Below are 19,717 nucleotides of genomic sequence, written 5' to 3' on the forward strand. Positions count from 1 at the left end.
ACCCCTCGTTGTCCCGAAGGACGTATCACCATGGCCACCACTCCCCAGAACTCCGTCGCGCCCCGCCGCAAGGTGAGCCGCCACCGCGGCGAGGGACAGTGGGCCGTGGGGCATCTGACCCCGCTCAACGGCAACGAGCAGATGAAGAAGGACGACGATGGTCTCAATGCGCGGACACGCATTGAGACGATCTACGCCAAGCGCGGCTTCCACGGCATCGACCCCAACGACCTGCGCGGACGCTTCCGCTGGTGGGGTCTGTACACCCAGCGCCGGCCCGGGATCGACGGCGGCCGCACCGGCCTGCTGGAGCCGGAGGAGCTGGAGGACGAGTACTTCATGATGCGCGTCCGCATCACGGGCGGGCGTCTCACCACCGAACAGCTGCGGGTGATCGGCGAGGTCTCCGAGCAGTACGCGCGCGGCACCGCGGACATCACCGACCGGCAGAACATCCAGTTCCACTGGGTGCGCGTCGAGGACGTGCCCGCCATCTGGGAACGCCTGGAGGCGGTGGACCTGTCCACCACCGAGGCGTGCGGCGACTGCCCGCGCGGCATGCTCGGCTCCCCCGTCGCCGGTGTCGCCGAGGACGAGATCATCGACGGCACCTGGGCGCTCGACGAGATCGTGCGCCGCTACATCGGCGACCCGCGCTTCTCCAACCTGCCGCGCAAGTTCAAGACGGCCGTGTCCGGCTCGCCGCTCATGGACGTCGCGCACGAGATCAACGACATCTCCTTCGTCGGCGTGGTCCACCCCGAGCACGGCCCCGGCTTCGACCTGTGGGTCGGCGGCGGCCTGTCCACCAACCCGCGTTTCGGTGTGCGTCTGGGCGCCTGGGTGCCTGAGGCGGAGGTGCCGGACGTGTGGGAGGCCGTCACCTCCGTCTTCCGCGACTACGGCTACCGGCGGCTGCGTCACCGGGCCCGGCTGAAGTTCCTCGTCGCCGACTGGGGTGCTCAGAAGTTCCGCCAGGTCGTGGAGGACGAGTACCTGGGCCGCAAGCTCATCGACGGTCCGGCCCCCGAGATGCCCGCGCAGGGCTGGCGCGACCACATCGGCGTGCACCGGCAGAAGGACGGCCGGTTCTACGTCGGCTTCGCCCCGCGCGTGGGCCGCCTGGACGGCTCGCTGCTCACCAAGATCGCCGCGCTGGCCGAGGAGCACGGCTCTGGGCGGGTGTCCACCACCGTCGAGCAGAAGATGATCATCCTCGACGTGCCGGAGGACCGGGTGTCCTCGCTCGTCGACGGTCTGGAGGCGCTGGACCTCAAGGTCAAGCCCTCGCCGTTCCGCCGCGGCACCATGGCCTGCACCGGCATCGAGTTCTGCAAGCTGGCCATCGTGGAGACCAAGGCGCGCGGCAGCGACCTCATCGACGAACTCGAGCGCCGCCTGCCGGACTTCGACGAGCCGATCACCATCAACGTCAACGGCTGCCCGAACGCCTGCGCCCGCATCCAGACCGCCGACATCGGTCTCAAGGGCCAGCTGGTCACGGACGCCGAGGGCAACCAGGTCCCCGGCTTCCAGGTCCACCTGGGCGGCTCGCTCGGCCTGGAGCCGTCGTTCGGCCGCAAGGTGCGCGGCCTGAAGGTGACCTCCGCCGAACTGCCCGACTACATCGAGCGGGTCCTGCGCCGCTACCTCGCCGAGCGCGAGGACGGCGAGCGGTTCGCCGCCTGGGCGGCACGTGCCTGTGAGGAGGCGCTGTCATGAGCGAGCGGGCGGCGCCGTTCTACTGCCCCTACTGCGGCGAGGAGGACCTGCGCCCCGGCGAGCAGGGCCGCGGCGCCTGGGAGTGCGCCGGCTGCAACCGGGCCTTCCAGCTGACGTTCCTCGGGCTGCTGGCCCGGGGACTCGGGGCACACGACGAAGGGGACCAGCCAACATGAGCACGGCTCACCCGGAACGCACCACCGAGGAACTGAAGGCACTGGCCGAGCAGGCCGGACGGGACCTGGAGGACGCCTCCGCGCTGGACATCCTGCGGTGGGCCGCCGACACCTTCGGCAAGCGGTTCTGCGTCACCTCCTCCATGGAGGACGCGGTCGTCGCCCACCTCGCCTCCCGGGCGATGCCCGGCGTGGACGTGGTGTTCCTCGACACCGGCTACCACTTCCCCGAGACCATCGGCACCCGCGACGCCGTGCAGGCCGTGATGGACGTGAACGTCATCACGCTCACCCCGCGGCAGACGGTCGCCGAGCAGGACGCCGAGTACGGCCCGAAGCTGCACGACCGCGACCCCGACCTGTGCTGCGCCCTGCGCAAGGTCCAGCCCCTGCAGGAGGGCCTGAAGGACTACGACGCCTGGGCGACCGGGCTGCGCCGCGACGAGTCCCCGACCCGGGCGAACACCCCGGTCGTCGGCTGGGACGCCAAGCGGCGGAAGGTGAAGATCGCCCCCATCGCCCGGTGGACTCAGGACGACGTGGATGCCTACGTCGCCGAGCACGGCGTCCTCACCAACCCGCTGCTGACGGACGGCTACGCCTCCATCGGCTGCGCCCCGTGCACCCGCCGGGTGCTCGCGGGCGAGGACGCGCGGGCCGGCCGCTGGGCGGGCCGGGCCAAGACCGAGTGCGGGCTGCACACCTGACGATGACGGACCTTCAGGAGACACACGTGACGACCGGAGCCACCGTCTGGCTCACGGGTCTGCCGAGCGCCGGCAAGACCACCATCGCGCACGAGCTGGCAGGCCGGCTGCGCGCCGAGGGCCGCCGGGTGGAGGTGCTCGACGGCGACGAGATCCGCGAGTTCCTCTCCGCGGGCCTCGGCTTCAGCCGCGAGGACCGGCACACCAACGTCCAGCGCATCGGCTTCGTCGCCGAACTGCTCGCCCGCAACGGCGTGCTCGCCCTGGTCCCGGTGATCGCCCCGTACGCCGACAGCCGGGACGCGGTGCGCAAGCGGCACGAGGCGAACGGCACCCCGTACGTCGAGGTGCACGTGGCCACCCCGGTCGAGGTGTGCTCCCGGCGCGATGTGAAGGGGCTGTACGCCAAGCAGGCCGCGGGCGAGCTGACCGGCCTGACCGGCGTGGACGATCCGTACGAGGAGCCCGAGGCACCGGATCTGCGGATCGAGTCGCAGCACCAGACCGTCGAGGAGTCCGCCGCCTCGGTGTACGCCCTGCTCAGCGAAAGGGGACTGGCATGACGACGACCGTCGCCGAGGCCGGGGAGGGCACGGGCAGCCCGTACGCCCTGTCCCACCTGGACGCACTGGAGTCCGAGGCGGTGCACATCTTCCGTGAGGTCGCGGGAGAGTTCGAGAACCCGGTGATCCTGTTCTCCGGGGGCAAGGACTCCATCGTCATGCTGCACCTGGCACTCAAGGCGTTCGCGCCGGCGCCCGTCCCGTTCGCGCTGCTGCACGTGGACACCGGGCACAACTTCCCCGAGGTGCTTCAGTTCCGGGACCGGACGGTGGCCCGGCACCGGTTGCGGCTGCACGTGGCCTCGGTGCAGGACTACATCGACCGGGGCGTGCTCAAGGAGCGCCCGGACGGCACCCGCAACCCGCTGCAGACGCTGCCGCTGACGGAGAAGATCCAGTCCGAGCGGTTCGACGCGGTCTTCGGCGGCGGACGCCGCGACGAGGAGAAGGCCCGGGCCAAGGAGCGGGTGTTCTCGCTGCGCGACGAGTTCTCCCAGTGGGACCCGCGCCGCCAGCGCCCCGAGCTGTGGAACCTGTACAACGGCCGGCACGCGCCGGGCGAGCATGTGCGGGTCTTCCCGCTGTCCAACTGGACCGAGCTGGACGTGTGGCAGTACATCGCGCGGGAGGGCATCGAACTGCCGTCGATCTACTTCGCGCACGAGCGCGAGGTCTTCCGGCGCAACGGCATGTGGCTGACGGCCGGCGAGTGGGGCGGCCCGAAGGACGGCGAGCCGGTGGAACGGCGCATGGTGCGCTACCGCACCGTCGGCGACATGTCCTGCACGGGCGCCGTCGACTCCGACGCGGTGACCCTGGACCAGGTGATCCGCGAGATCGCCTCCTCCCGGCTGACCGAGCGCGGCGCCACCCGCGCCGACGACAAGCTCTCCGAGGCCGCGATGGAAGACCGCAAGCGCGAGGGGTACTTCTAGACATGAGCACGATCACGCCCGAAGAACTCGCGGCCACCACCCTGCTGCGGTTCGCCACCGCCGGTTCCGTCGACGACGGCAAGTCCACGCTGGTGGGCCGGCTGCTGCACGACTCCAAGTCGGTCCTCGCCGACCAGCTGGAGGCGGTGCAGCGGGCCTCTGCCTCGCGCGGACAGGACGAGGTGGACCTGGCGCTGCTCACCGACGGCCTGCGCGCCGAGCGAGAGCAGGGCATCACCATCGACGTCGCCTACCGCTACTTCGCCACGCCCCGCCGCCGGTTCATCCTCGCCGACACCCCGGGGCACGTGCAGTACACGCGGAACATGGTGACCGGCGCCTCCACCGCCGAGCTGACCGTGATCCTGGTGGACGCCCGCAACGGCGTGGTCGAGCAGACCCGCCGGCACGCGGCCATCGCGGCGCTGCTGCGGGTGCCGCACGTGGTGCTGGCGGTCAACAAGATGGACCTCGTCGGCTACGACGAGAAGGTGTTCGCGGCGATCGCCGAGGAGTTCACCGCGTACGCCACCGGCCTCGGCGTCCCGGAGGTCACCGCGATCCCCGTCTCGGCGCTCGTCGGGGACAACGTGGTGGAGCCGAGCGCCCACATGGACTGGTACGGCGGTCCGACGGTGCTGGAGCACCTGGAGACCGTGCCGGTCGGCCAGGACCTGACGCACGCCCACGCCCGGCTGCCGGTGCAGTACGTGATCCGTCCGCGCACCGCCGAGCACCCCGACTACCGGGGCTACGCCGGCCAGATCGCGGCCGGCGCCTTCCGGGTCGGCGACGAGGTCACCGTGCTGCCCTCCGGCCGCACCAGCCGGATCAGCGGCATCGACCTGCTGGGCACCCCGGTCCAGGAGGCCTTCACGCCGCAGTCGGTGACCGTGCTGCTGGAGGACGACATCGACGTCTCGCGCGGAGATCTGATCGTGCCGGCCGCGGACGCGCCCGCCACCACGCAGGACGTGGAGGCGACCGTCTGCCATGTCGCCGACGCCCCGCTGACGGTCGGCCACCGGGTGCTGCTCAAGCACGGCACCCGCACCGTCAAGGCGATCGTGAAGGACATCCCCTCGCGGCTCGCCCTGGACGACCTGTCCCATCACCCGGACCCGGGGCAGCTCGTCGCCAACGACATCGGCCGGGTGACGATCCGCACCGCGGAGCCGCTGCCGCTCGACTCCTACGCCGACTCGCGCCGCACCGGCTCGTTCATCCTCATCGACCCCGCGGACGGCACCACGCTGACCGCCGGCATGGTGGGCGAGTCCTTCGCGGACCCCGAGCCGGTCCGGGACGCCGCCGACCAGGACGGGTGGGACTTCTGACCATGCGTTCCTCCGACTTCTACTCGACGTTCGCCAAGGAGGGCGGCCGCGTCGGCAGCGGCGCCCTCGGCAGCGGGCAGGGCGGAGTGGCGCGATGTGCGTGCTGACCCGCCCGCGCCGTGCGCGCACCCTCACCGCCCCTCACCGACACAGACGAAGACCTGCCGACCTCCCGGCCACGGCCTGACACCGCCGTGACCGCCGGGCCGACGAGAGGACCGCCTCCCGTGCCTGCCAGCCTTCCCCCGTCCCGCCGCCGCGCCGGCGGGGGTGAGCCCCGCTCCCGGCTCCGCCGCGGCGTTGCCGCGCTCATCGTCCTGCCCCTGCTGTCCCTGGCGGCGTGCGGCTACGGTTCCCAGGCCGCCAAGGACGACTCCGATCAGAAGATCGCCGCCGACGCGCAGAAGACCGACGGACTGGACTCCGTCCGGATCGGCTACTTCGGCAACGTCACCCACGCGACCGCGCTCGTCGGTCACCAGAAAGGCTTCTTCCAGAAGGCGCTGGGCGGCACCCAGGCCAAGTACCAGATCTTCAACGCCGGGCCGTCCGAGATCGAGGCGCTCAACTCCGGGTCCATCGACATCGGCTGGATCGGCCCCTCCCCCGCGATCAACGGCTACACCCAGTCCGCCGGCAAGAGCCTGCGGATCATCGCCGGGTCCGTCTCCGGCGGAGTGAAGCTGGTGGTGAACCCGAAGAAGATCAAGACGCTGAAGGACGTCAAGGGCAAGCGGATCGCCACCCCGCAGCTGGGCAACACCCAGGACGTGGCCCTGCTGAACTGGATCGCCGAGCAGGGCTGGAAGGTCGACCCGCTCAGCGGCAAGGGCGACGTGTCGGTGATCCGCACCGACAACAAGGTCACCCCGGACGCCTACAGCTCCGGTTCCATCGACGGCGCCTGGGTGCCGGAGCCGACCGCGTCCAGGCTGGTCGCCGAGGGCGCGAAGGTGCTGCTCGACGAGTCCACGCTGTGGCCGGACAAGAAGTTCGTGATCACGAACGTCATCGTGTCGCAGAAGTTCCTCACAGAGCACCCCAAGGCCGTCGAGGCCGTGCTGAAGGCCTCCGTCGAGACCAACAAGTGGATCAACGCCCACCCGGACGAGGCGAAGGCCGCGGCCAACAAGCAGCTGGCGATCGACACCGGCAAGCCCCTGCCCGCCGGCATCCTGGACCCGGCGTGGAAGTCCATCACCGTCACGGACGATCCGCTGGCCGCCACCCTGGACGCCGAGGCTCAGCACGCGGTCAAGGCCGGCCTGCTGGAGAAGCCGAAGCTGGACGGCATCTACGACCTCACCCTGCTGAACAAGGTTCTCAAGGCCGAGGGCGAGCCCACCGTCAGCGACGCCGGGCTCGGCGTCCGGTAAGAGCCCGTAGCCGAACACGTTCCCAAGAGGTGACGACCATGGCCACACCCCTCGCCGAGGCGGCCGAGTCCGTCGAGCACGCCGCACGCCTGGCGCATGTCTCGAAGTCCTTCGCGGGGCCGGGCGGGCAGCAGCTCGTCCTGGACGACATCAGCCTCGACGTCGCCCCGGGCGAGTTCGTCACGCTCCTCGGGGCCTCGGGCTGCGGCAAGTCCACGCTGCTGAACCTGGTGGCCGGCCTGGACCGGCCCACCGCCGGGTCCATCACGACCGACGGCCGGCCCGCCCTGATGTTCCAGGAGCACGCCCTGTTCCCGTGGCTGACCGCGGGCAAGAACATCGAGCTGGCCCTGAAACTGCAGGGCGTGCCCAAGCCCCAGCGGCGCGGCCGGGCCGAGGAGCTGCTCGAACTGGTCCGGTTGGGCGGCGCGTACGGCAAGCGGGTGCACGAGCTGTCCGGCGGCATGCGCCAGCGGGTGGCGATGGCCCGCGCGCTCGCCCAGGAGAGCAAGCTGCTGCTGATGGACGAGCCGTTCGCGGCGCTGGACGCCATCACCCGGGACGTGCTGCACGAGGAGCTGACCCGGATCTGGCAGGAGACCGGCCTGTCGGTGCTGTTCGTCACCCACAACGTGCGCGAGGCGGTGCGGCTCGCGCAGCGTGTGGTGCTGCTGTCGTCCCGGCCGGGACGGGTGGCCCGCGAGTGGACCGTGGACATCCCGCACCCGCGCCGTATCGAGGACGCGCCCGTCGCGGAGCTGTCCTTGGAGATCACCGACATACTGCGGGGGGAGATCCGCCGTCATGGCCGGCACTGAGACGAAGACGGCGCACAGCGCCGAGGGCACCGAGGCGCGGGGCGCCGGCCTGGACGGCGTCGAGGCGGGCCTCGACGCACTGGAGTCCGCCGACACGGGGCGTCCTCCGCTGCGGCAGACCCTGGTCCGCAAGGTGCTGCCGCCGATCACGGCGATCGTGGTGGTGCTGGTGCTGTGGCAGTCGCTGATCACCTTCCGTGTCGTCGACGACCCGACCAAGCTGCCCTCGCCGGCCGACGTGGCCGGGGAGTTCAAGGACGCCTGGCTGCAGGGCACGCTGCTCGGCTTCATATGGACGTCCGTCTCCCGCGGCCTGCTGGGCTTCCTGTTCGCCCTCGCCATCGGCACCCCGCTGGGGCTGCTGGTGGCCCGGGTGAAGTTCGTCCGGGCGGCCATCGGTCCGGTGCTGTCCGGGCTGCAGTCGCTGCCGAGCGTGGCCTGGGTGCCGCCGGCGGTGATCTGGCTGGGCCTGGACAACTCGATGATGTACGCGGTGATCCTGCTCGGCGCGGTCCCGTCCATCGCCAACGGTCTGGTCTCCGGTGTGGACCAGGTGCCGCCGCTGTTCCTGCGGGCGGGCCGCACCATGGGCGCGACCGGGCTGCGGGGCGCGTGGCACATCGTGCTGCCGGCCGCGCTGCCCGGCTACCTGGCCGGTCTGAAGCAGGGCTGGGCCTTCTCCTGGCGCTCGCTGATGGCGGCGGAGATCATCGCCTCCTCGCCCGACCTGGGCATCGGTCTGGGCGCGCTGCTGGAGAACGGCCGCAACGCCAGCTCGATGTCCATGGTGTTCCAGGCCATCATCCTGATCCTGTTCGTCGGCATCGCCATCGACCTGCTGATCTTCAGTCCGCTGGAGCGGTGGGTGCTGCGCAGCCGCGGCCTGTACGTGAAGGGCTGACGCCTGTGTCCCTCCAGCCCGTCCTGCTGGTCATCGCCCACGGCAGCCGCGATCCGCGGCACGCCGCGACGGTGCACACGCTGGTGCGCCGCGTGCGGGCGATGCGGCCCGGTCTTCGGGTGGAGACCGGCTTCCTGGACTTCAACGTGCCGTCCGTGCCGGGCGTGCTGGAGTCGCTGGCCGCCGAGAGGGTGCGGGAGGTGGTGGCGCTGCCGCTGCTGCTGACCCGCGCCTTCCACGCCAAGTCGGACATCCCGTCGGTGCTGCGCCGGGCCCCGGCCCGGCTGCGCATCCGGCAGGCCGACGTCCTCGGCCCCTCCCCTCTGCTGACGCAGGCTCTGGAGCGGCGGCTGCACGAGGCCGGGCTGTCCCCGGCCGACAGGTCCTCGACCGGGGTGGTGCTGGCCTCGGCGGGATCCTCCGACCCGGAGGCGATCGCGGTGATCGCAGACATCGCGCGGGAGTGGCGGCACACCGGATGGTGCGCCGTGCGGCCCGCGTTCGCCTCCGCATCCCTTCCCCGCACCGAGGACGCGGTGCGGGAACTGCGCGCCCTGGGCTGCGCGAAGGTCGCCGTGGCCCCGTACGTGCTGGCCCCCGGCCGCCTGCCGGACCGCATCGCCCGGGGCGCGGCCGGCGCGGACGTCCTCGCCGACGTCCTCGGCCCCGCCCCGGAGGTGGCGCGGGTGCTGCTGGAGCGGTACGACGCGGCCCTGCTGCCGAGGGTGGCGGCGGCCGGCGCCTGAGGCGGGCTTCGCCCGGATCGACCGGCGGTGCGGCTTCGGGCGCTTCGCGGGCGGCCGGACGGTTCAGGCCGCGGCCGCCCGGCGTTCCGTCTCGTCGGCCAGCCGCACCAGTTCGGCCACGGGCAGCGAGCCCGCGGCCCGGCGTTCCCGTGCGAAGGTGTTGGCCAGGCGCTGCAGCAGCTCGTTCAGCGGGGTGGCGACACCGTGCAGCCGGCCCAGCAGCACGATCTCCCCGTTGAGATGGTCGGCCTCGATGCTGCCGGTGCCGCGGCTGAGGGACTGCCAGGACGAACCGGCGCGCACCGTGCCGGGCAGCGGCACCTGCGTGATCTTGTCGCCGCGTGCCTGCTTCTGTTCCTCCTCCCCGGCGAAGGCGATCCCCGCGGCGTGCAGCACCGCCTCGCCCTCGGCGCGCACCCTGGCGTAGAGCTCGCGGGCGGCCTCGCTCTCCAGCGGCCCGCTGACCGCCTCGATCGCGTTGGCGAGGTTGGTGAGCAGCTTGGCGTACTGCCAGCGCGCCACGTCCGCGACGACGGGTGCCTCGAAGGCGGATCGTTCCAGGTCGGCGGCGATGCGGTGCAGGGTGTCGTCGGTGCCGTGCGGGTACCGGCCGAGGTGCAGGATGCCGGTGAGCGGGCTGCCGGCCGCGGAGACGACGCCGGGTTCGAGGTGGGTGGCGGGCAGCCAGACGCAGACGCCATACACCCGGCGAAAGCGGCGCAGCGCGATCCGCCGGCCCTCCACTCCGTTCTGCGCGCACAGCAGGGGCAGGCTCTCGGCGGCGGTGGTGCCGCCGGCCACGGGAGCGGGGCCCCACTGCGCGAGTGCCGCCTCAGCGTCCTGGGTCTTGACCGCCAGGACCAGGACGTCGTCGGCGCGCAGCTCGCCCAGCTCCTCGGGCCGTTCCACCGCGGGCAGACGGTACGTCAGATCGCCGTCGGGCACCTTCAGCCGCAGCCCGCCGGCGCGCAGTGCCGCCAGGTGGGCGCCGCGTGCGACCAGCACGACCTCGTGGCCGCTCTGCGCCAGCCGCCCTCCGATCACGCCGCCGACCGCTCCTGCCCCGATGATGATGTAGCGCATGGGAGCAGCCTGACACGCCGGCTGCGCCCGGGTCACCGGTCCGTCCTGTCTCTTCTCACACTCCGGAACCGTCGGCTCCGTGCGGCGGTGCCGTGTCCGGTGTCATGCGCCGGCCGCGGACGACGCCGGGCGCAAGGCGGGCAGTTCGGCCTCGATGAGGTCGGCGGCCCGGCGGGTCCCTCCCTCCTGCAAGGTGCCGGCCCGCAGCTTCTTGAGCCGGCGGGCCACGTCGGGATCGTCGACGAGGGCGAGGGCGGCGGCGCGCAGGGCCTCGGGGGTGGCCTCGGCGGTGTCGATGCGCCGGGCGACACCGAGGCTCTGCAGCATGTCGGCGTTGCCGAACTGGTCCGCGGCCTGCGGGACCGCGATCATGGGTGTCGCGGTGGCCAGGCCCTCCTGGCTGCCGCCGGCACCGGCGTGGGTGACGAACAGGTCGGCCCGGCGCAGGATGGCCTGCTGCGGCACCCACGAGTGCACCTCGACGTCCGCCGGGAGCTCGCCGAGCTCGGCCGGGTCGACGTGCTTGCCGATCTGCAGCACCAGATGCCAGCCGGGCAGCCCGCCGAAGGCCTCGGCGCAGGCCCGGTAGAAGGCGGGCCGGTCGGTGAAGGTGGACCCGAGCGAGACCAGCACCACCTTCTGGGCCCCGGCGGGCCGCTGCCAGTCCTCATGGCCGGTCCCCTCGCCCTGGCAGGTGCCGACGAAGCTGTACACCCGCTCGTCCACCCGGTCGGCGTGCGGCTGGAGCGCCCGCGGGATCAGCACGAGGGCGCGGTCGGGGCGGCCGGCGAAGGGGTCCGGGTGCTGGGTGATCCCGTTGTCGGTGAGCCACCGGGTGAACCGGGCGTAGTACGCCTTGCCCCGTTCGGTCTTCTTCGGCTCGGCCCACAGCGGTGCGGCGACCTCCTCCTCGTAGCCGTCCCAGGCGACATGGCACGGCGAGAGGCAGACGGCGGGCACGCCCCATCGGTGGGCGAGGACGCGGGCCGGGTAGGCGGCGATGTCGTACAGGACGAGGTCGGGCTCGTCCCCGGCGTAGGCGGCACGGAGCTGGGGCAGGGCCTGAATGGCGTCGTCGAGGAAGGGTTCGACGTTGTCCAGCAGGGTGGTGCCCCAGGCGGACGGGTCGTCGTCGGGTCCGGGGAGCGTGGAGTGCCAGAGCTTCACCTCGGCGCCGGTCGCGGCCACCGTGTCCGCGAGCGCGGGCGGGATCGCGCAGGTGACGCGGTGGCCGCGTGCGACGAGTTCACGGATCACCTCCAGGCTGGGGCGGACGTGGCCGTGGGCGGCGATGGAGAACATGGCGATGTGCGCGTCAGGGGTCATGTCTCCGACGCTGGACGAGACGATACGTATCGTTCAATTCGATTGTCCGCGAGGGCCGGGGAACCGCGCCCTGTGCCGCTGCCCGTCGGTGTGACCGTGCCGTCCCGTGACCGTGCCGCCGCCCGGCCGGTGGGTCTCACCAGGGCGGATGCGACACTGGCCGTCGCAACGAGACAGCGGACGCGCCCGGCAGGGCACGACGACGGACACGGAGGCGGAGGATGGACGAGGCGCGGGCGCGGGAGCTGCTGGCCCGGGCGGACGTACTGCCCGGCCGGGCGGGCGAGGCACGGCTGATCGCGCTGGGCGAGAACGCGGTCTTCGCCGCCGGCGACGTCGTCGTCAAGGTGGGCCGCCGCGACGCCGAACTGGTGGAGCGGGCACGGCGCGAGCTGCGGATCGCCGGCTGGCTCGCCGAGGCCCAGGTGCCCGCGGTGCGCGCCGCCGAGTCCGAGCCGCTGCTGGTCGACGGACACCCCGTCACCGTCTGGCACCGGCTGCCCGACCCGGTCCGTCCCGCCGAACCCCGGGATCTGGCCCGGCTGCTGCGGATCGTCCACGCCCTGCCCGAGCCCGGCTTCGCGCTGCCGCCGCGCGACCTGCTCAGCGGCGTGGAGCGCTGGCTGCGGCTCGCCGGCGACGCGATCGACCCGGCGGACGCGGCGTATCTGCGCGAGCGCCGCGACGGTTTCGCACAGGCCGCCGCCCGGCTCACCCCGCATCTGCCGCGGGGCCCCATCCACGGCGACGCGCTGCCGCGCAATGTGCACATCGGCCCCGACGGGCCGGTCCTGGTGGACCTGGAGACCTTCTCCACCGACCTGCGCGAGCACGACCTGGTGGTGATGGCCCTGTCCCGGGACCGCTACGGCCTGCCCGCCGAGGCCTACGACGCGTTCACCGAGACCTACGGCTGGGACGTGCGGGAGTGGGAGGGCTGTGCGGTGCTGCGCGGCGCCCGCGAGACCGCCAGCTGCGCCTGGGTGGCCCAGCACGCGCCGGGCAACCCCAAGGCGCTGGCGGAGTTCGAGCGCCGGGTGGCGTCCCTGCGCGACAGGGACGCCACAATCCGCTGGTACCCCTTCTGAGCCGGCGGTCCTGCTCCCCGGCCGGCGCCGTGTCCCGCTCCCGGCCGGGTCAGACGCGCGTGCCCTCGGGTTCGCGCAGCGGCCAGGCCCCGTCCACCACCGCGTCCGCGTTGCCCTTGCGGCGCAGGAAGCTCTGGAAGTCCGCCGCCCAGGCGGCGTGCCACTCGATCTGACGGCGGTGCAGCTCCGCCGGGCCGAGGGCCGCCACCTTCGGGTGGCGGCCGGCTATCGCGCGGGCCAGCCGGGCCGCCGCGAGCGCGTCCGCGACGGCGTCGTGGGCGGTCTCCAGCACGACGCCGTACTCCGCGCACACCGCCTCCAGGGTGCGCTTGCCGCGCCGGTAGCGGTCGACCCGGCGGTCGATGGTGTACGGGTCGACGACGGGGGCCGGTGCTGCCCCGCCCATGCGGTCGCCGAGCGACGGCAGACCGTGCCGCCGCAGTTCGGCGGCCAGCAGGGTCAGGTCGAAGGAGGCGTTGTACGCCACGACCGGCACGCCCGCCGCCCAGTACCCGGTCAGCGCGTCCGCGACGGCGTCGGCGACCCGGTCCGCGGGCAGGCCCTCGGCGGCGGCCCGCTCGTCGCTGATGCCGTGCACGGCGGAGGCGTCCGGCGGGATCGGCACCCCCGGATCGGCCAGCCACTCCCGGCGGCCCGCGATCTCCCCGTCCCGGACCTCGACGACGGCGGCGGTGACGATACGCGCCTCGAACGGATCCGTCCCGGTCGTCTCCAGGTCGAAGCCGATCAGCAGCTCCCGGTGCCAGCCCATGGCGGCCCCCTTCTCGGTGGTGCTTCCCCCAGCGCTCCTCACGATCGCATGCGCCACTGACAGTCCGGGGACCGCGTCCGCTCCGCACGGCCGGAGAACCGGACAGCGAGGATCTTTCAGCGCCTTTTCAGGACACCGGGCGTGAATCCGTCCACATCAGCTCGAACTCCTCGCGGTAGGTGGCGAACAGCCCGCCCTCGTCGGCCTCGCCCGAGCGGACGACCCTGCTGCCGCCCCGCAGCACCAGCACCGGCGCCTCCATGCCCCGGCTGTGCCGCAGATAGGACTGCACCACCGCGACGCCGTCGGAGCCGTCGCTGTCCACCAGATAGGCCGTCACGCGCGGGGTCTCGTCGTAGACCTGGATCTCGAAGGCGCCCGGGTCGCGCAGCCGGGACCGCACCCGGCGCATGTGCAGGATGTTCATCTCCACCGAGCGGCTCAGCTCGCCCCGCTTGAGCCCGAGTTCGCGCTCACGCCGCTTGACGGCGCTGGAGGCGGGGTTCAGGAACAGCAGCCGCACCCGGCAGCCGGACTCGGCCAGCCGCACCAGACGGCGGCCGGAGAAGTTCTGCACGAGCAGGTTCAGGCCGATGCCCATGGCGTCGAGCCGCCGGGCGCCGCCGAAGATGTCCTCGGCCGGGAACTGGCGCAGCAGCCGCACCCGGTCCGGGTGCACCGCGACCACGTCCGCGTACCGGTCACCGACCAGGTCCTCCACCGCGTCGACGGGCAGCCGCCGGGCCGAGGGGACGTCGCCGCCGATGCCGAGGATCTGCAGCAGCCGTGCCGAGGCGCGTTCGGCCTGGGCGAGCACTGCCTCGGACAGGGCCCGGTTGCGGGAGACGACGTTGCGGGCGACCTCCAGCTCGTCGAGGGCGAGCTCCACCTCGCGGCGCTCCTCCAGGTACGGCTCGAAGCACGGCCAGTGCTGCACCATCAGCTCGCGCAGCTGCGGCAGCGTCAGGAAGCTGATGACGTTGTCGTCGGCAGGGTCGAGCAGGTAGCCCTTGCGACGGCTGACCTCGCGGACCGCCACGGCGCGCTGCACCCACTCCTGGCCGGCCGGGCCGGCGGCGGCGACCACCCAGTCGTCGCCGTGCACCGGCTCGTACACCGGCCGCAGCACCGCGGCCACGACGGCGCGCAGCCGCTGCTCGACCAGGTTCAGCCAGATGTAGGCCCGGCCGGCGCGCTGAGCGCGCGTGCGCACCTCGTGCCAGGCGTCCGCGTCCCAGTCCAGCTCCGGGCCGATCGCCCCGGCGTCCATCGGCCTGGCCAGGGACACCGCGCCGGGCGGGACGTCTGCGGAGTTCCCCTCGTGACCGCCGTCACCAGGGGGCAGCTCCAGGCCTCCCGAGCCCACCCGTGCACCGCCTTCCGATCCCCCGAGCCATCCCCGTCCCAACGATCAAGGAAGGGTACTCCGCGAGGGGCGCGCGGTGCAGCCGGATGGACCGCTCCTCTCCCAACTTCCCCCGTCTGTGAGCCGGTTCTGCGGCTTTCCCGGGCTCAGGACGTGAGATGATTCATAGCCGCGGCCGTCGTCACCAGCGGGTCACCAGGGCCGGCCGGGCGTCTTGCCGGGCGGACGGCGACCACGTCGCCGGGGCGGCCCCCGCGGCCGGCAGTACGGCGGCCGGCCGTGCCTCGGCGAGGGGCACGGCGGTGCCGGCCTGCGTCCTCCGGCCGGGGAACCGGGGCGCCCGGTCCGGCGGCCCGGTGACACGGCGCCGGGCCGGGCGGGTACGTAGCATTCCATGACATCCGAGACATCCGAGCGCCCCGTCCCCGACGTGCCGACCGCCACCTACCGGCTGCAGCTGCAGCCCGAGTTCCCGTTCGCGGCCGCCGAGGCCGCCGTGCCCCACCTGGCCTCGCTCGGCGTCTCGCACCTGCACCTGTCCCCCGTCCTGCAGGCCGTACCCGGCTCCCGGCACGGCTACGACGTCACCGACCACTCCCGGGTGCGCGACGAACTCGGCGGCGAGGCGGGTCTGCGCGCCCTGGCCCGCACCGCGCGCGAGCACGGGCTCGGCCTGATCGTGGACATCGTGCCCAACCACATGGCCATGGCGCCCCGGCACAACCGCGCCCTGTGGGAGGTGCTGCGGGAGGGGCCCGCGTCGCCGTACGCGCGCTGGTTCGACATCGACTGGGAGGCCCAGGACGGCAAGGTGCTGCTGCCGGTGCTCGGCCGGCCGGTGGGCCGGGAGCTGGCCGCCCTGAAGGTGGACGGCGACGTGCTGCACTACCACGACCACGTCTTCCCGCTGCGCGCGGGCACCGAACGGCTGCCGCTGCCCGAGCTGCTCCAGGCCCAGTGGTACCGGCCCGTGTGGTGGCGGCTGGCCCGCACCGAACTGAACTACCGGCGCTTCTTCTCCGTCTCCGAGCTGATCGCACTGCGGGTGGAGGACCCGGAGGTCTTCGACGCCACCCACGCCACGATCCTGCGGCTGCTGCGCGAGGGCGTGATCGACGGGCTGCGCGTCGACCACCCCGACGGCCTGGCCGACCCGGACGGCTACCTCGCCCGGCTGCACGCGGCGACCGGCGGACGCTGGACGGTCGTGGAGAAGATTCTCGCCGACGGCGAGCGGCTGCCGCCCGGCTGGCCCGTGGCCGGCACCACCGGCTACGACGCCCTGCGCCATGTCGACGGCCTGTTCACCGACCCGGACGGCGCCGCGGAACTCACCGCCCATTACCGGCGTTTCGCTGCCCCGCACGGCGACCTCGGCGGCGACTGGGCGGCCACCGTGCGCCGCGCGGCCCTTGAGGTGATCCGGCACGAGCTGGCCGCCGAGACGGCCCGGCTGACCCGCGTGGCGAGCCGGCTGTGCACCGCCTCGCCCGACCCCGCGCTGCGCGACCGCGCACCCTGGGCGCTGCGCACCGCGCTGGAGGAGCTGCTGGTCCGCCTGGAGGTGTACCGCCCCTACGCCTCCACCGACGCGGCCGCCGTGCTCACCGAGGAGGCCGCCGCCGAGGCCCGGCGGGCCTTCGCGGTGCCCGAGGAGGCCGAGGCGGTGGACGTGGTGCGCGACCTGCTGCTCGGCCGTGCCGGCGAGGGGCCCGGCGCCGTGGAGCTGCGCACCCGTTTCGCACAGGCCGCCTCCGCGCTGCGGGCGAAGTCCGTGGAGGACACCGCCTACTACCGGTACGTGCCGCTGCTGTCGGCCTGCGAGGTCGGCGGCGACCCCGGGCACCCGGCCGTGAGCCCGGAGGACTTCCACACCCACTGCGCGCGCATCCAGCGCGACTGGCCGGCCACCGGGACGGTGGTGACCACCCACGACACCAAGCGCAGCGCCGATGTACGGGCCGCGCTGGCGGTGCTGACCGAGTGTCCGCGGCGGTGGGCACGGGTGCTGGACGAGGTGGCCGGGCCCGCCGCGGACCTGCCGGACGCGCAGCCGGCGTGGGCCGCCTGGCAGACGGTGTTCGGGCTGGGGCCGGCCGAGCCCGGCCGGGTGACGTCGGCGCTGCTGAAGCACGTCAGGGAGGCGGGCCTGCACACCAGCTGGACCGAGCAGGACCCGGCGTACGAGGAGGCGGTGGAGCGCTACGTCGCCGAGGGGCCGTGCGGGGCACCGGGCGAGCGGATGGCCGCCTTCCGCGCCGCGCTGGAGCCGCACATCCGGGCCAACGTGCTGGGCACGGCATTGCTCCACCTGACCATGCCGGGGGTGCCCGACCTCTACCAGGGCACGGAGGGCGAGTACCGGGCCCTGGTGGACCCGGACAACCGGCGCCCGGTGGACCTCCCGCCGGCCCGCACCGGCACCAAGACCGCGGTGACGGCGGCCGCGCTGCGGCTGCGGGCGCGCCGGCCGGAGGCGTTCGGCACCGGCGCCACGTACACCCCGCTGTACGCCGAGGGTCCGGCGGCCGCCCACTGCACGGCCTTCGCCCGCTCCGGACAGGTGGTCACCGCGGTGACCCGGCTGTCGCTGCGGCTGGCCACGTCCGGCGGCTGGGGCGGGACGAGTCTGGAGCTGCCGGCGGGCCGGTGGGCCGACGTGCTGACCCCCGGGCGCGCGTTCACCGGACGGGTGCCTCTGGCGGAGCTGTTCTCCCCGCTGCCGGTGGCCCTGCTGGAGCGCGTGACGGAGGCGTGAGGCGCCGCGCCGGCCGGGGGCCCGCCGGGGATGCTCGGCCCCGTGCCTTGACACCCGCCCCGGTCCGTGGGGTACTCGGGGTGCGAGGCCGGGCGGACGAGTACGGGGGTGAGTCCCGTGCCGGAGCAGCGCTATCCCGGGGTTCCCGAGCTGGTCGCAGCTGCTCGCGCGCTGGCCGCGCACCGGCCCGGGCTGTGCACCCTGGACGTGGTCGGTGTCTCCCGCGCGGGCCGCCCGCTGTATCTGCTGTCCGTGGGGCACGCCCGGCGGGCGGTGCTGGTGGTGGCCGGTGCCCACGCCAACGAGCCGGCCGGCGGGTCCACTCTGCTCTCCCTCGCCGGCCGTGTGGTGCGCGACCGGCGGCTGCGTGAGGACAGCTCCTGGCACTTCCTGCTGTGCGCGGACCCGGACGGGGCGAGTCTGCACGTCACACCGGCGCCGCGCAGCCTGTTCGACTACCACCTGGGGTTCTTCCGGCCCGCCGGGGACGAGCAGCCGGAGTGGTCGCCGTCGGTGCTCTCCCCCGACCGGCTGCCGCCGGAGACGCGCGCACTGCTCGGTGTCATCGACGCGGTGCGCCCCTATCTGCAGGTCACCCTGCACGGCACCGAACTGGGCGGCAGCTGGGTTCAGTTGACCCGTGACGTGCCGGGTCTGGCGGAGCCGTTCGGCAAGTCCGCCGCCCAGCTGCGCATCCCGGTCGAGACGGGGGCCTGCGACGCGGCCGGCTGGCCGGCCTCCGGCCCCGGGGTGCGGGTGATGCCGGAGCCCGGCACGGATCTGGCGTATCCGAGCATGCCCGACGACGCGCGGCACTCCACCTGGTACCACGCCCACCGTTACGGCGGGCTGACCGCGGTGGTGGAGGTGCCGATGTGGGCGAGCGACCTGGTGGACGACCCGGCCCCGCACCCGGACCCGGCATCGGCGATCCGGAAGCTGGCCGCCCGGCTGCTGCGGGACACCCGCCGGGTGGAGCTGGTGCTCGCCGAGGCGCTGCCCCGGCTGCGGGACCGCGAGGGGCCCCTGCTGCGGGCGGCGCAGTGGGGGCTCCGGCTGGCGCCGGGCCTGGCCTCGGACTGGGTGCACACCCCGCCCGCCGACACCACGATGGCGTACGTGGGCAGTGTGGAGGCCTTCGGCCGCCGGCTGCCGCTGCGGGCCGCGGCGATGCTGCTGCGGGTGCTGCGGCAGGCCGGCGACCCGGCGGCACCGGGCCTGGAACGGCTCGTGGCGGCCTGGTGTGCGGCCTTCGCCGGCCGTTTCCGGGCCCGCTGGGTGCCCGTGGAGCACCAGGTGGAGCATCAGAGCCGTACGGTGCTGGCGGCGGCGCGGTACGCCCGCGAGCTGTCGGGCTGAGGGGCCGCCGGCTGATCACTCGTCCAGGGCGAAGATCTCACCCGTGCGGGCGCGCATCACGCAGGCGTTGGCGAAGGTCTGCGTGTACGTGACCGTCCGCCCCTGCCACCGGCCCTCGGCCCGTGCGGTCACGGGCGCGTAGATCATCGAGCAGAGCGCGTCGCGGCGCGGGATGGCGGTGAGGTCGCCGGACACGGCGCGCAGCTGGTCGCAGGCCTGGGCGGCGTGGGGGTGGCCCTGGGGCGGGTCGCAGCGCAGCAGTGTGCCGCGGGTGTCGCCGGCGCGGGCGTCGCCGCGGGTGACCGTGACGAAGAGCCAGTCGTTCCCCTCGTCGGTGCGTCCGTGGGCGGCGGGAGCCGGGTCCGTGTCCGGTCCCGTCACGGCGCGGGCCGCCGGGACGGATGCCGCGCAGGCCAGGAGCAGGGCCGCCGCCGTGGTCGTCACGCGTCGCAGCCGGGTCGTCGACGCCGAGGTGTAATGGGTCATGACGGATTTATCGCCCCGTTGCCCGTCCGGCTCCACCCGGACTCGTCCGAACGGCAGCACCCGGGGGGTACGGTCCCCTGCCGGGCGGGGCGAGCGCCGCAGACGCCGTCCGGGTGATCACCGGTGTCCGCGCCACGCACGGAAGGGGACCGGAGGTGACCGAAGAGCGCCGTTCGTCGGCCGGACGATCGCCGGTCG

Annotated in this window: 17 protein-coding genes and 1 pseudogene; 13 read left to right on the plus strand and 5 right to left on the minus strand. The window is 73.5% G+C overall.

Going from position 1 to position 19,717, the window contains the following annotated elements:
• Positions 1-30: 30 nt before the first annotated feature.
• From IE286_RS03010 to IE286_RS03060, 10 genes are all read left to right on the plus strand, one after another.
• On the plus strand, positions 31-1,722 hold the full coding sequence (locus tag IE286_RS03010) for a nitrite/sulfite reductase (protein ID WP_189794990.1): 1,692 nt from the start codon (positions 31-33) through the stop codon (positions 1,720-1,722).
• On the plus strand, positions 1,719-1,898 hold the full coding sequence (locus IE286_RS03015; protein ID WP_189794991.1) for a hypothetical protein: 180 nt from the start codon (positions 1,719-1,721) through the stop codon (positions 1,896-1,898). The genes IE286_RS03010 and IE286_RS03015 overlap by 4 nt, the downstream gene beginning before the upstream one ends.
• On the plus strand, positions 1,895-2,605 hold the full coding sequence (locus IE286_RS03020) for a phosphoadenylyl-sulfate reductase (protein WP_189794992.1): 711 nt from the start codon (positions 1,895-1,897) through the stop codon (positions 2,603-2,605). The genes IE286_RS03015 and IE286_RS03020 overlap by 4 nt, the downstream gene beginning before the upstream one ends.
• A gap of 26 nt (positions 2,606-2,631) precedes the next feature.
• Positions 2,632-3,168, plus strand: a complete 537-nt coding sequence (gene cysC, locus IE286_RS03025; RefSeq protein WP_229861925.1) for an adenylyl-sulfate kinase — start codon at positions 2,632-2,634, stop codon at positions 3,166-3,168.
• On the plus strand, positions 3,165-4,103 hold the full coding sequence (cysD, locus tag IE286_RS03030) for a sulfate adenylyltransferase subunit CysD (protein ID WP_189794994.1): 939 nt from the start codon (positions 3,165-3,167) through the stop codon (positions 4,101-4,103). Before cysC ends, cysD begins: the two co-directional genes overlap by 4 nt.
• Positions 4,104-4,105: 2 nt before the next feature.
• Entirely contained in the window at positions 4,106-5,440 is a 1,335-nt protein-coding gene (locus IE286_RS03035) for a sulfate adenylyltransferase subunit 1 (protein WP_189794995.1), read from the plus strand.
• 227 nt (positions 5,441-5,667) lie between these two features.
• Positions 5,668-6,816, plus strand: a complete 1,149-nt coding sequence (locus tag IE286_RS03045) for an aliphatic sulfonate ABC transporter substrate-binding protein (protein ID WP_372462505.1) — start codon at positions 5,668-5,670, stop codon at positions 6,814-6,816.
• A 38-nt stretch (positions 6,817-6,854) separates the two neighbouring features.
• Positions 6,855-7,634, plus strand: a complete 780-nt coding sequence (locus IE286_RS03050; RefSeq protein ID WP_189794998.1) for an ABC transporter ATP-binding protein — start codon at positions 6,855-6,857, stop codon at positions 7,632-7,634.
• Positions 7,621-8,535, plus strand: a complete 915-nt coding sequence (locus IE286_RS03055) for an ABC transporter permease (protein WP_189794999.1) — start codon at positions 7,621-7,623, stop codon at positions 8,533-8,535. Before IE286_RS03050 ends, IE286_RS03055 begins: the two co-directional genes overlap by 14 nt.
• A gap of 5 nt (positions 8,536-8,540) precedes the next feature.
• A complete protein-coding gene (locus IE286_RS03060; protein ID WP_189795000.1) occupies positions 8,541-9,281 on the plus strand; it encodes a sirohydrochlorin chelatase in 741 nt (246 codons plus the stop codon).
• A gap of 63 nt (positions 9,282-9,344) precedes the next feature.
• Here IE286_RS03060 and IE286_RS03065 read toward each other — a convergent pair whose 3' ends face one another.
• Together IE286_RS03065 and mgt are read right to left on the minus strand one after the other, a co-directional pair.
• The gene (locus IE286_RS03065) at positions 9,345-10,364 is read right to left on the minus strand and encodes a ketopantoate reductase family protein (RefSeq protein ID WP_189795001.1); all 1,020 of its coding nucleotides are present in this window, start codon (positions 10,362-10,364) and stop codon (positions 9,345-9,347) included.
• A gap of 102 nt (positions 10,365-10,466) precedes the next feature.
• Positions 10,467-11,733: pseudogene (mgt, locus tag IE286_RS03070) on the minus strand (macrolide-inactivating glycosyltransferase).
• A gap of 178 nt (positions 11,734-11,911) precedes the next feature.
• Here mgt and IE286_RS03075 point away from each other — a divergent pair.
• On the plus strand, positions 11,912-12,778 hold the full coding sequence (locus tag IE286_RS03075; protein ID WP_189795003.1) for a phosphotransferase enzyme family protein: 867 nt from the start codon (positions 11,912-11,914) through the stop codon (positions 12,776-12,778).
• A 49-nt stretch (positions 12,779-12,827) separates the two neighbouring features.
• On the opposite strand, the gene IE286_RS03080 is transcribed toward IE286_RS03075, so the two are convergent.
• Both IE286_RS03080 and IE286_RS03085 read right to left on the minus strand, forming a co-directional pair.
• On the minus strand, positions 12,828-13,550 hold the full coding sequence (locus IE286_RS03080) for a 3'-5' exonuclease (RefSeq protein WP_189795004.1): 723 nt from the start codon (positions 13,548-13,550) through the stop codon (positions 12,828-12,830).
• A gap of 127 nt (positions 13,551-13,677) precedes the next feature.
• Positions 13,678-14,916 carry a DUF5919 domain-containing protein gene (locus IE286_RS03085; RefSeq protein WP_189795005.1) on the minus strand — a complete coding sequence of 413 codons (1,239 nt, stop codon included), beginning with the start codon at positions 14,914-14,916 and terminating at the stop codon, positions 13,678-13,680.
• A 394-nt stretch (positions 14,917-15,310) separates the two neighbouring features.
• On the opposite strand from IE286_RS03085, the gene treY reads away from it, so the two are divergent.
• Positions 15,311-17,674 carry a malto-oligosyltrehalose synthase gene (treY, locus tag IE286_RS03090; RefSeq protein ID WP_189795006.1) on the plus strand — a complete coding sequence of 788 codons (2,364 nt, stop codon included), beginning with the start codon at positions 15,311-15,313 and terminating at the stop codon, positions 17,672-17,674.
• A gap of 108 nt (positions 17,675-17,782) precedes the next feature.
• Positions 17,783-19,033, plus strand: a complete 1,251-nt coding sequence (locus tag IE286_RS03095; protein WP_189795007.1) for a M14 family zinc carboxypeptidase — start codon at positions 17,783-17,785, stop codon at positions 19,031-19,033.
• Between the two features lie 15 nt (positions 19,034-19,048).
• Here the strand turns inward: IE286_RS03095 and IE286_RS03100 are convergent, their stop codons facing one another.
• On the minus strand, positions 19,049-19,519 hold the full coding sequence (locus IE286_RS03100; RefSeq protein ID WP_189795008.1) for an SSI family serine proteinase inhibitor: 471 nt from the start codon (positions 19,517-19,519) through the stop codon (positions 19,049-19,051).
• Positions 19,520-19,717 lie beyond the last annotated feature (198 nt).

The organism is Streptomyces thermodiastaticus, assembly GCF_014656135.1.
GTDB classification, from domain to species: Bacteria; Actinomycetota; Actinomycetes; order Streptomycetales; family Streptomycetaceae; genus Streptomyces; species Streptomyces thermodiastaticus.

Coding starts and splice junctions, on each gene's coding strand:
- IE286_RS03075 (WP_189795003.1), top strand. CDS start 11,912: ATGGACGAGGCGCGGGCGCGGGAGCTGCTGGCCCGGGCGGACGTACTG.
- cysD (WP_189794994.1), top strand. CDS start 3,165: ATGACGACGACCGTCGCCGAGGCCGGGGAGGGCACGGGCAGCCCGTAC.
- IE286_RS03035 (WP_189794995.1), top strand. CDS start 4,106: ATGAGCACGATCACGCCCGAAGAACTCGCGGCCACCACCCTGCTGCGG.
- IE286_RS03055 (WP_189794999.1), top strand. CDS start 7,621: ATGGCCGGCACTGAGACGAAGACGGCGCACAGCGCCGAGGGCACCGAG.
- IE286_RS03015 (WP_189794991.1), top strand. CDS start 1,719: ATGAGCGAGCGGGCGGCGCCGTTCTACTGCCCCTACTGCGGCGAGGAG.
- IE286_RS03020 (WP_189794992.1), top strand. CDS start 1,895: ATGAGCACGGCTCACCCGGAACGCACCACCGAGGAACTGAAGGCACTG.
- treY (WP_189795006.1), top strand. CDS start 15,311: ATGACATCCGAGACATCCGAGCGCCCCGTCCCCGACGTGCCGACCGCC.
- IE286_RS03065 (WP_189795001.1), bottom strand. CDS start 10,364: ATGCGCTACATCATCATCGGGGCAGGAGCGGTCGGCGGCGTGATCGGA.
- IE286_RS03010 (WP_189794990.1), top strand. CDS start 31: ATGGCCACCACTCCCCAGAACTCCGTCGCGCCCCGCCGCAAGGTGAGC.
- IE286_RS03050 (WP_189794998.1), top strand. CDS start 6,855: ATGGCCACACCCCTCGCCGAGGCGGCCGAGTCCGTCGAGCACGCCGCA.
- IE286_RS03100 (WP_189795008.1), bottom strand. CDS start 19,519: ATGACCCATTACACCTCGGCGTCGACGACCCGGCTGCGACGCGTGACG.
- IE286_RS03080 (WP_189795004.1), bottom strand. CDS start 13,550: ATGGGCTGGCACCGGGAGCTGCTGATCGGCTTCGACCTGGAGACGACC.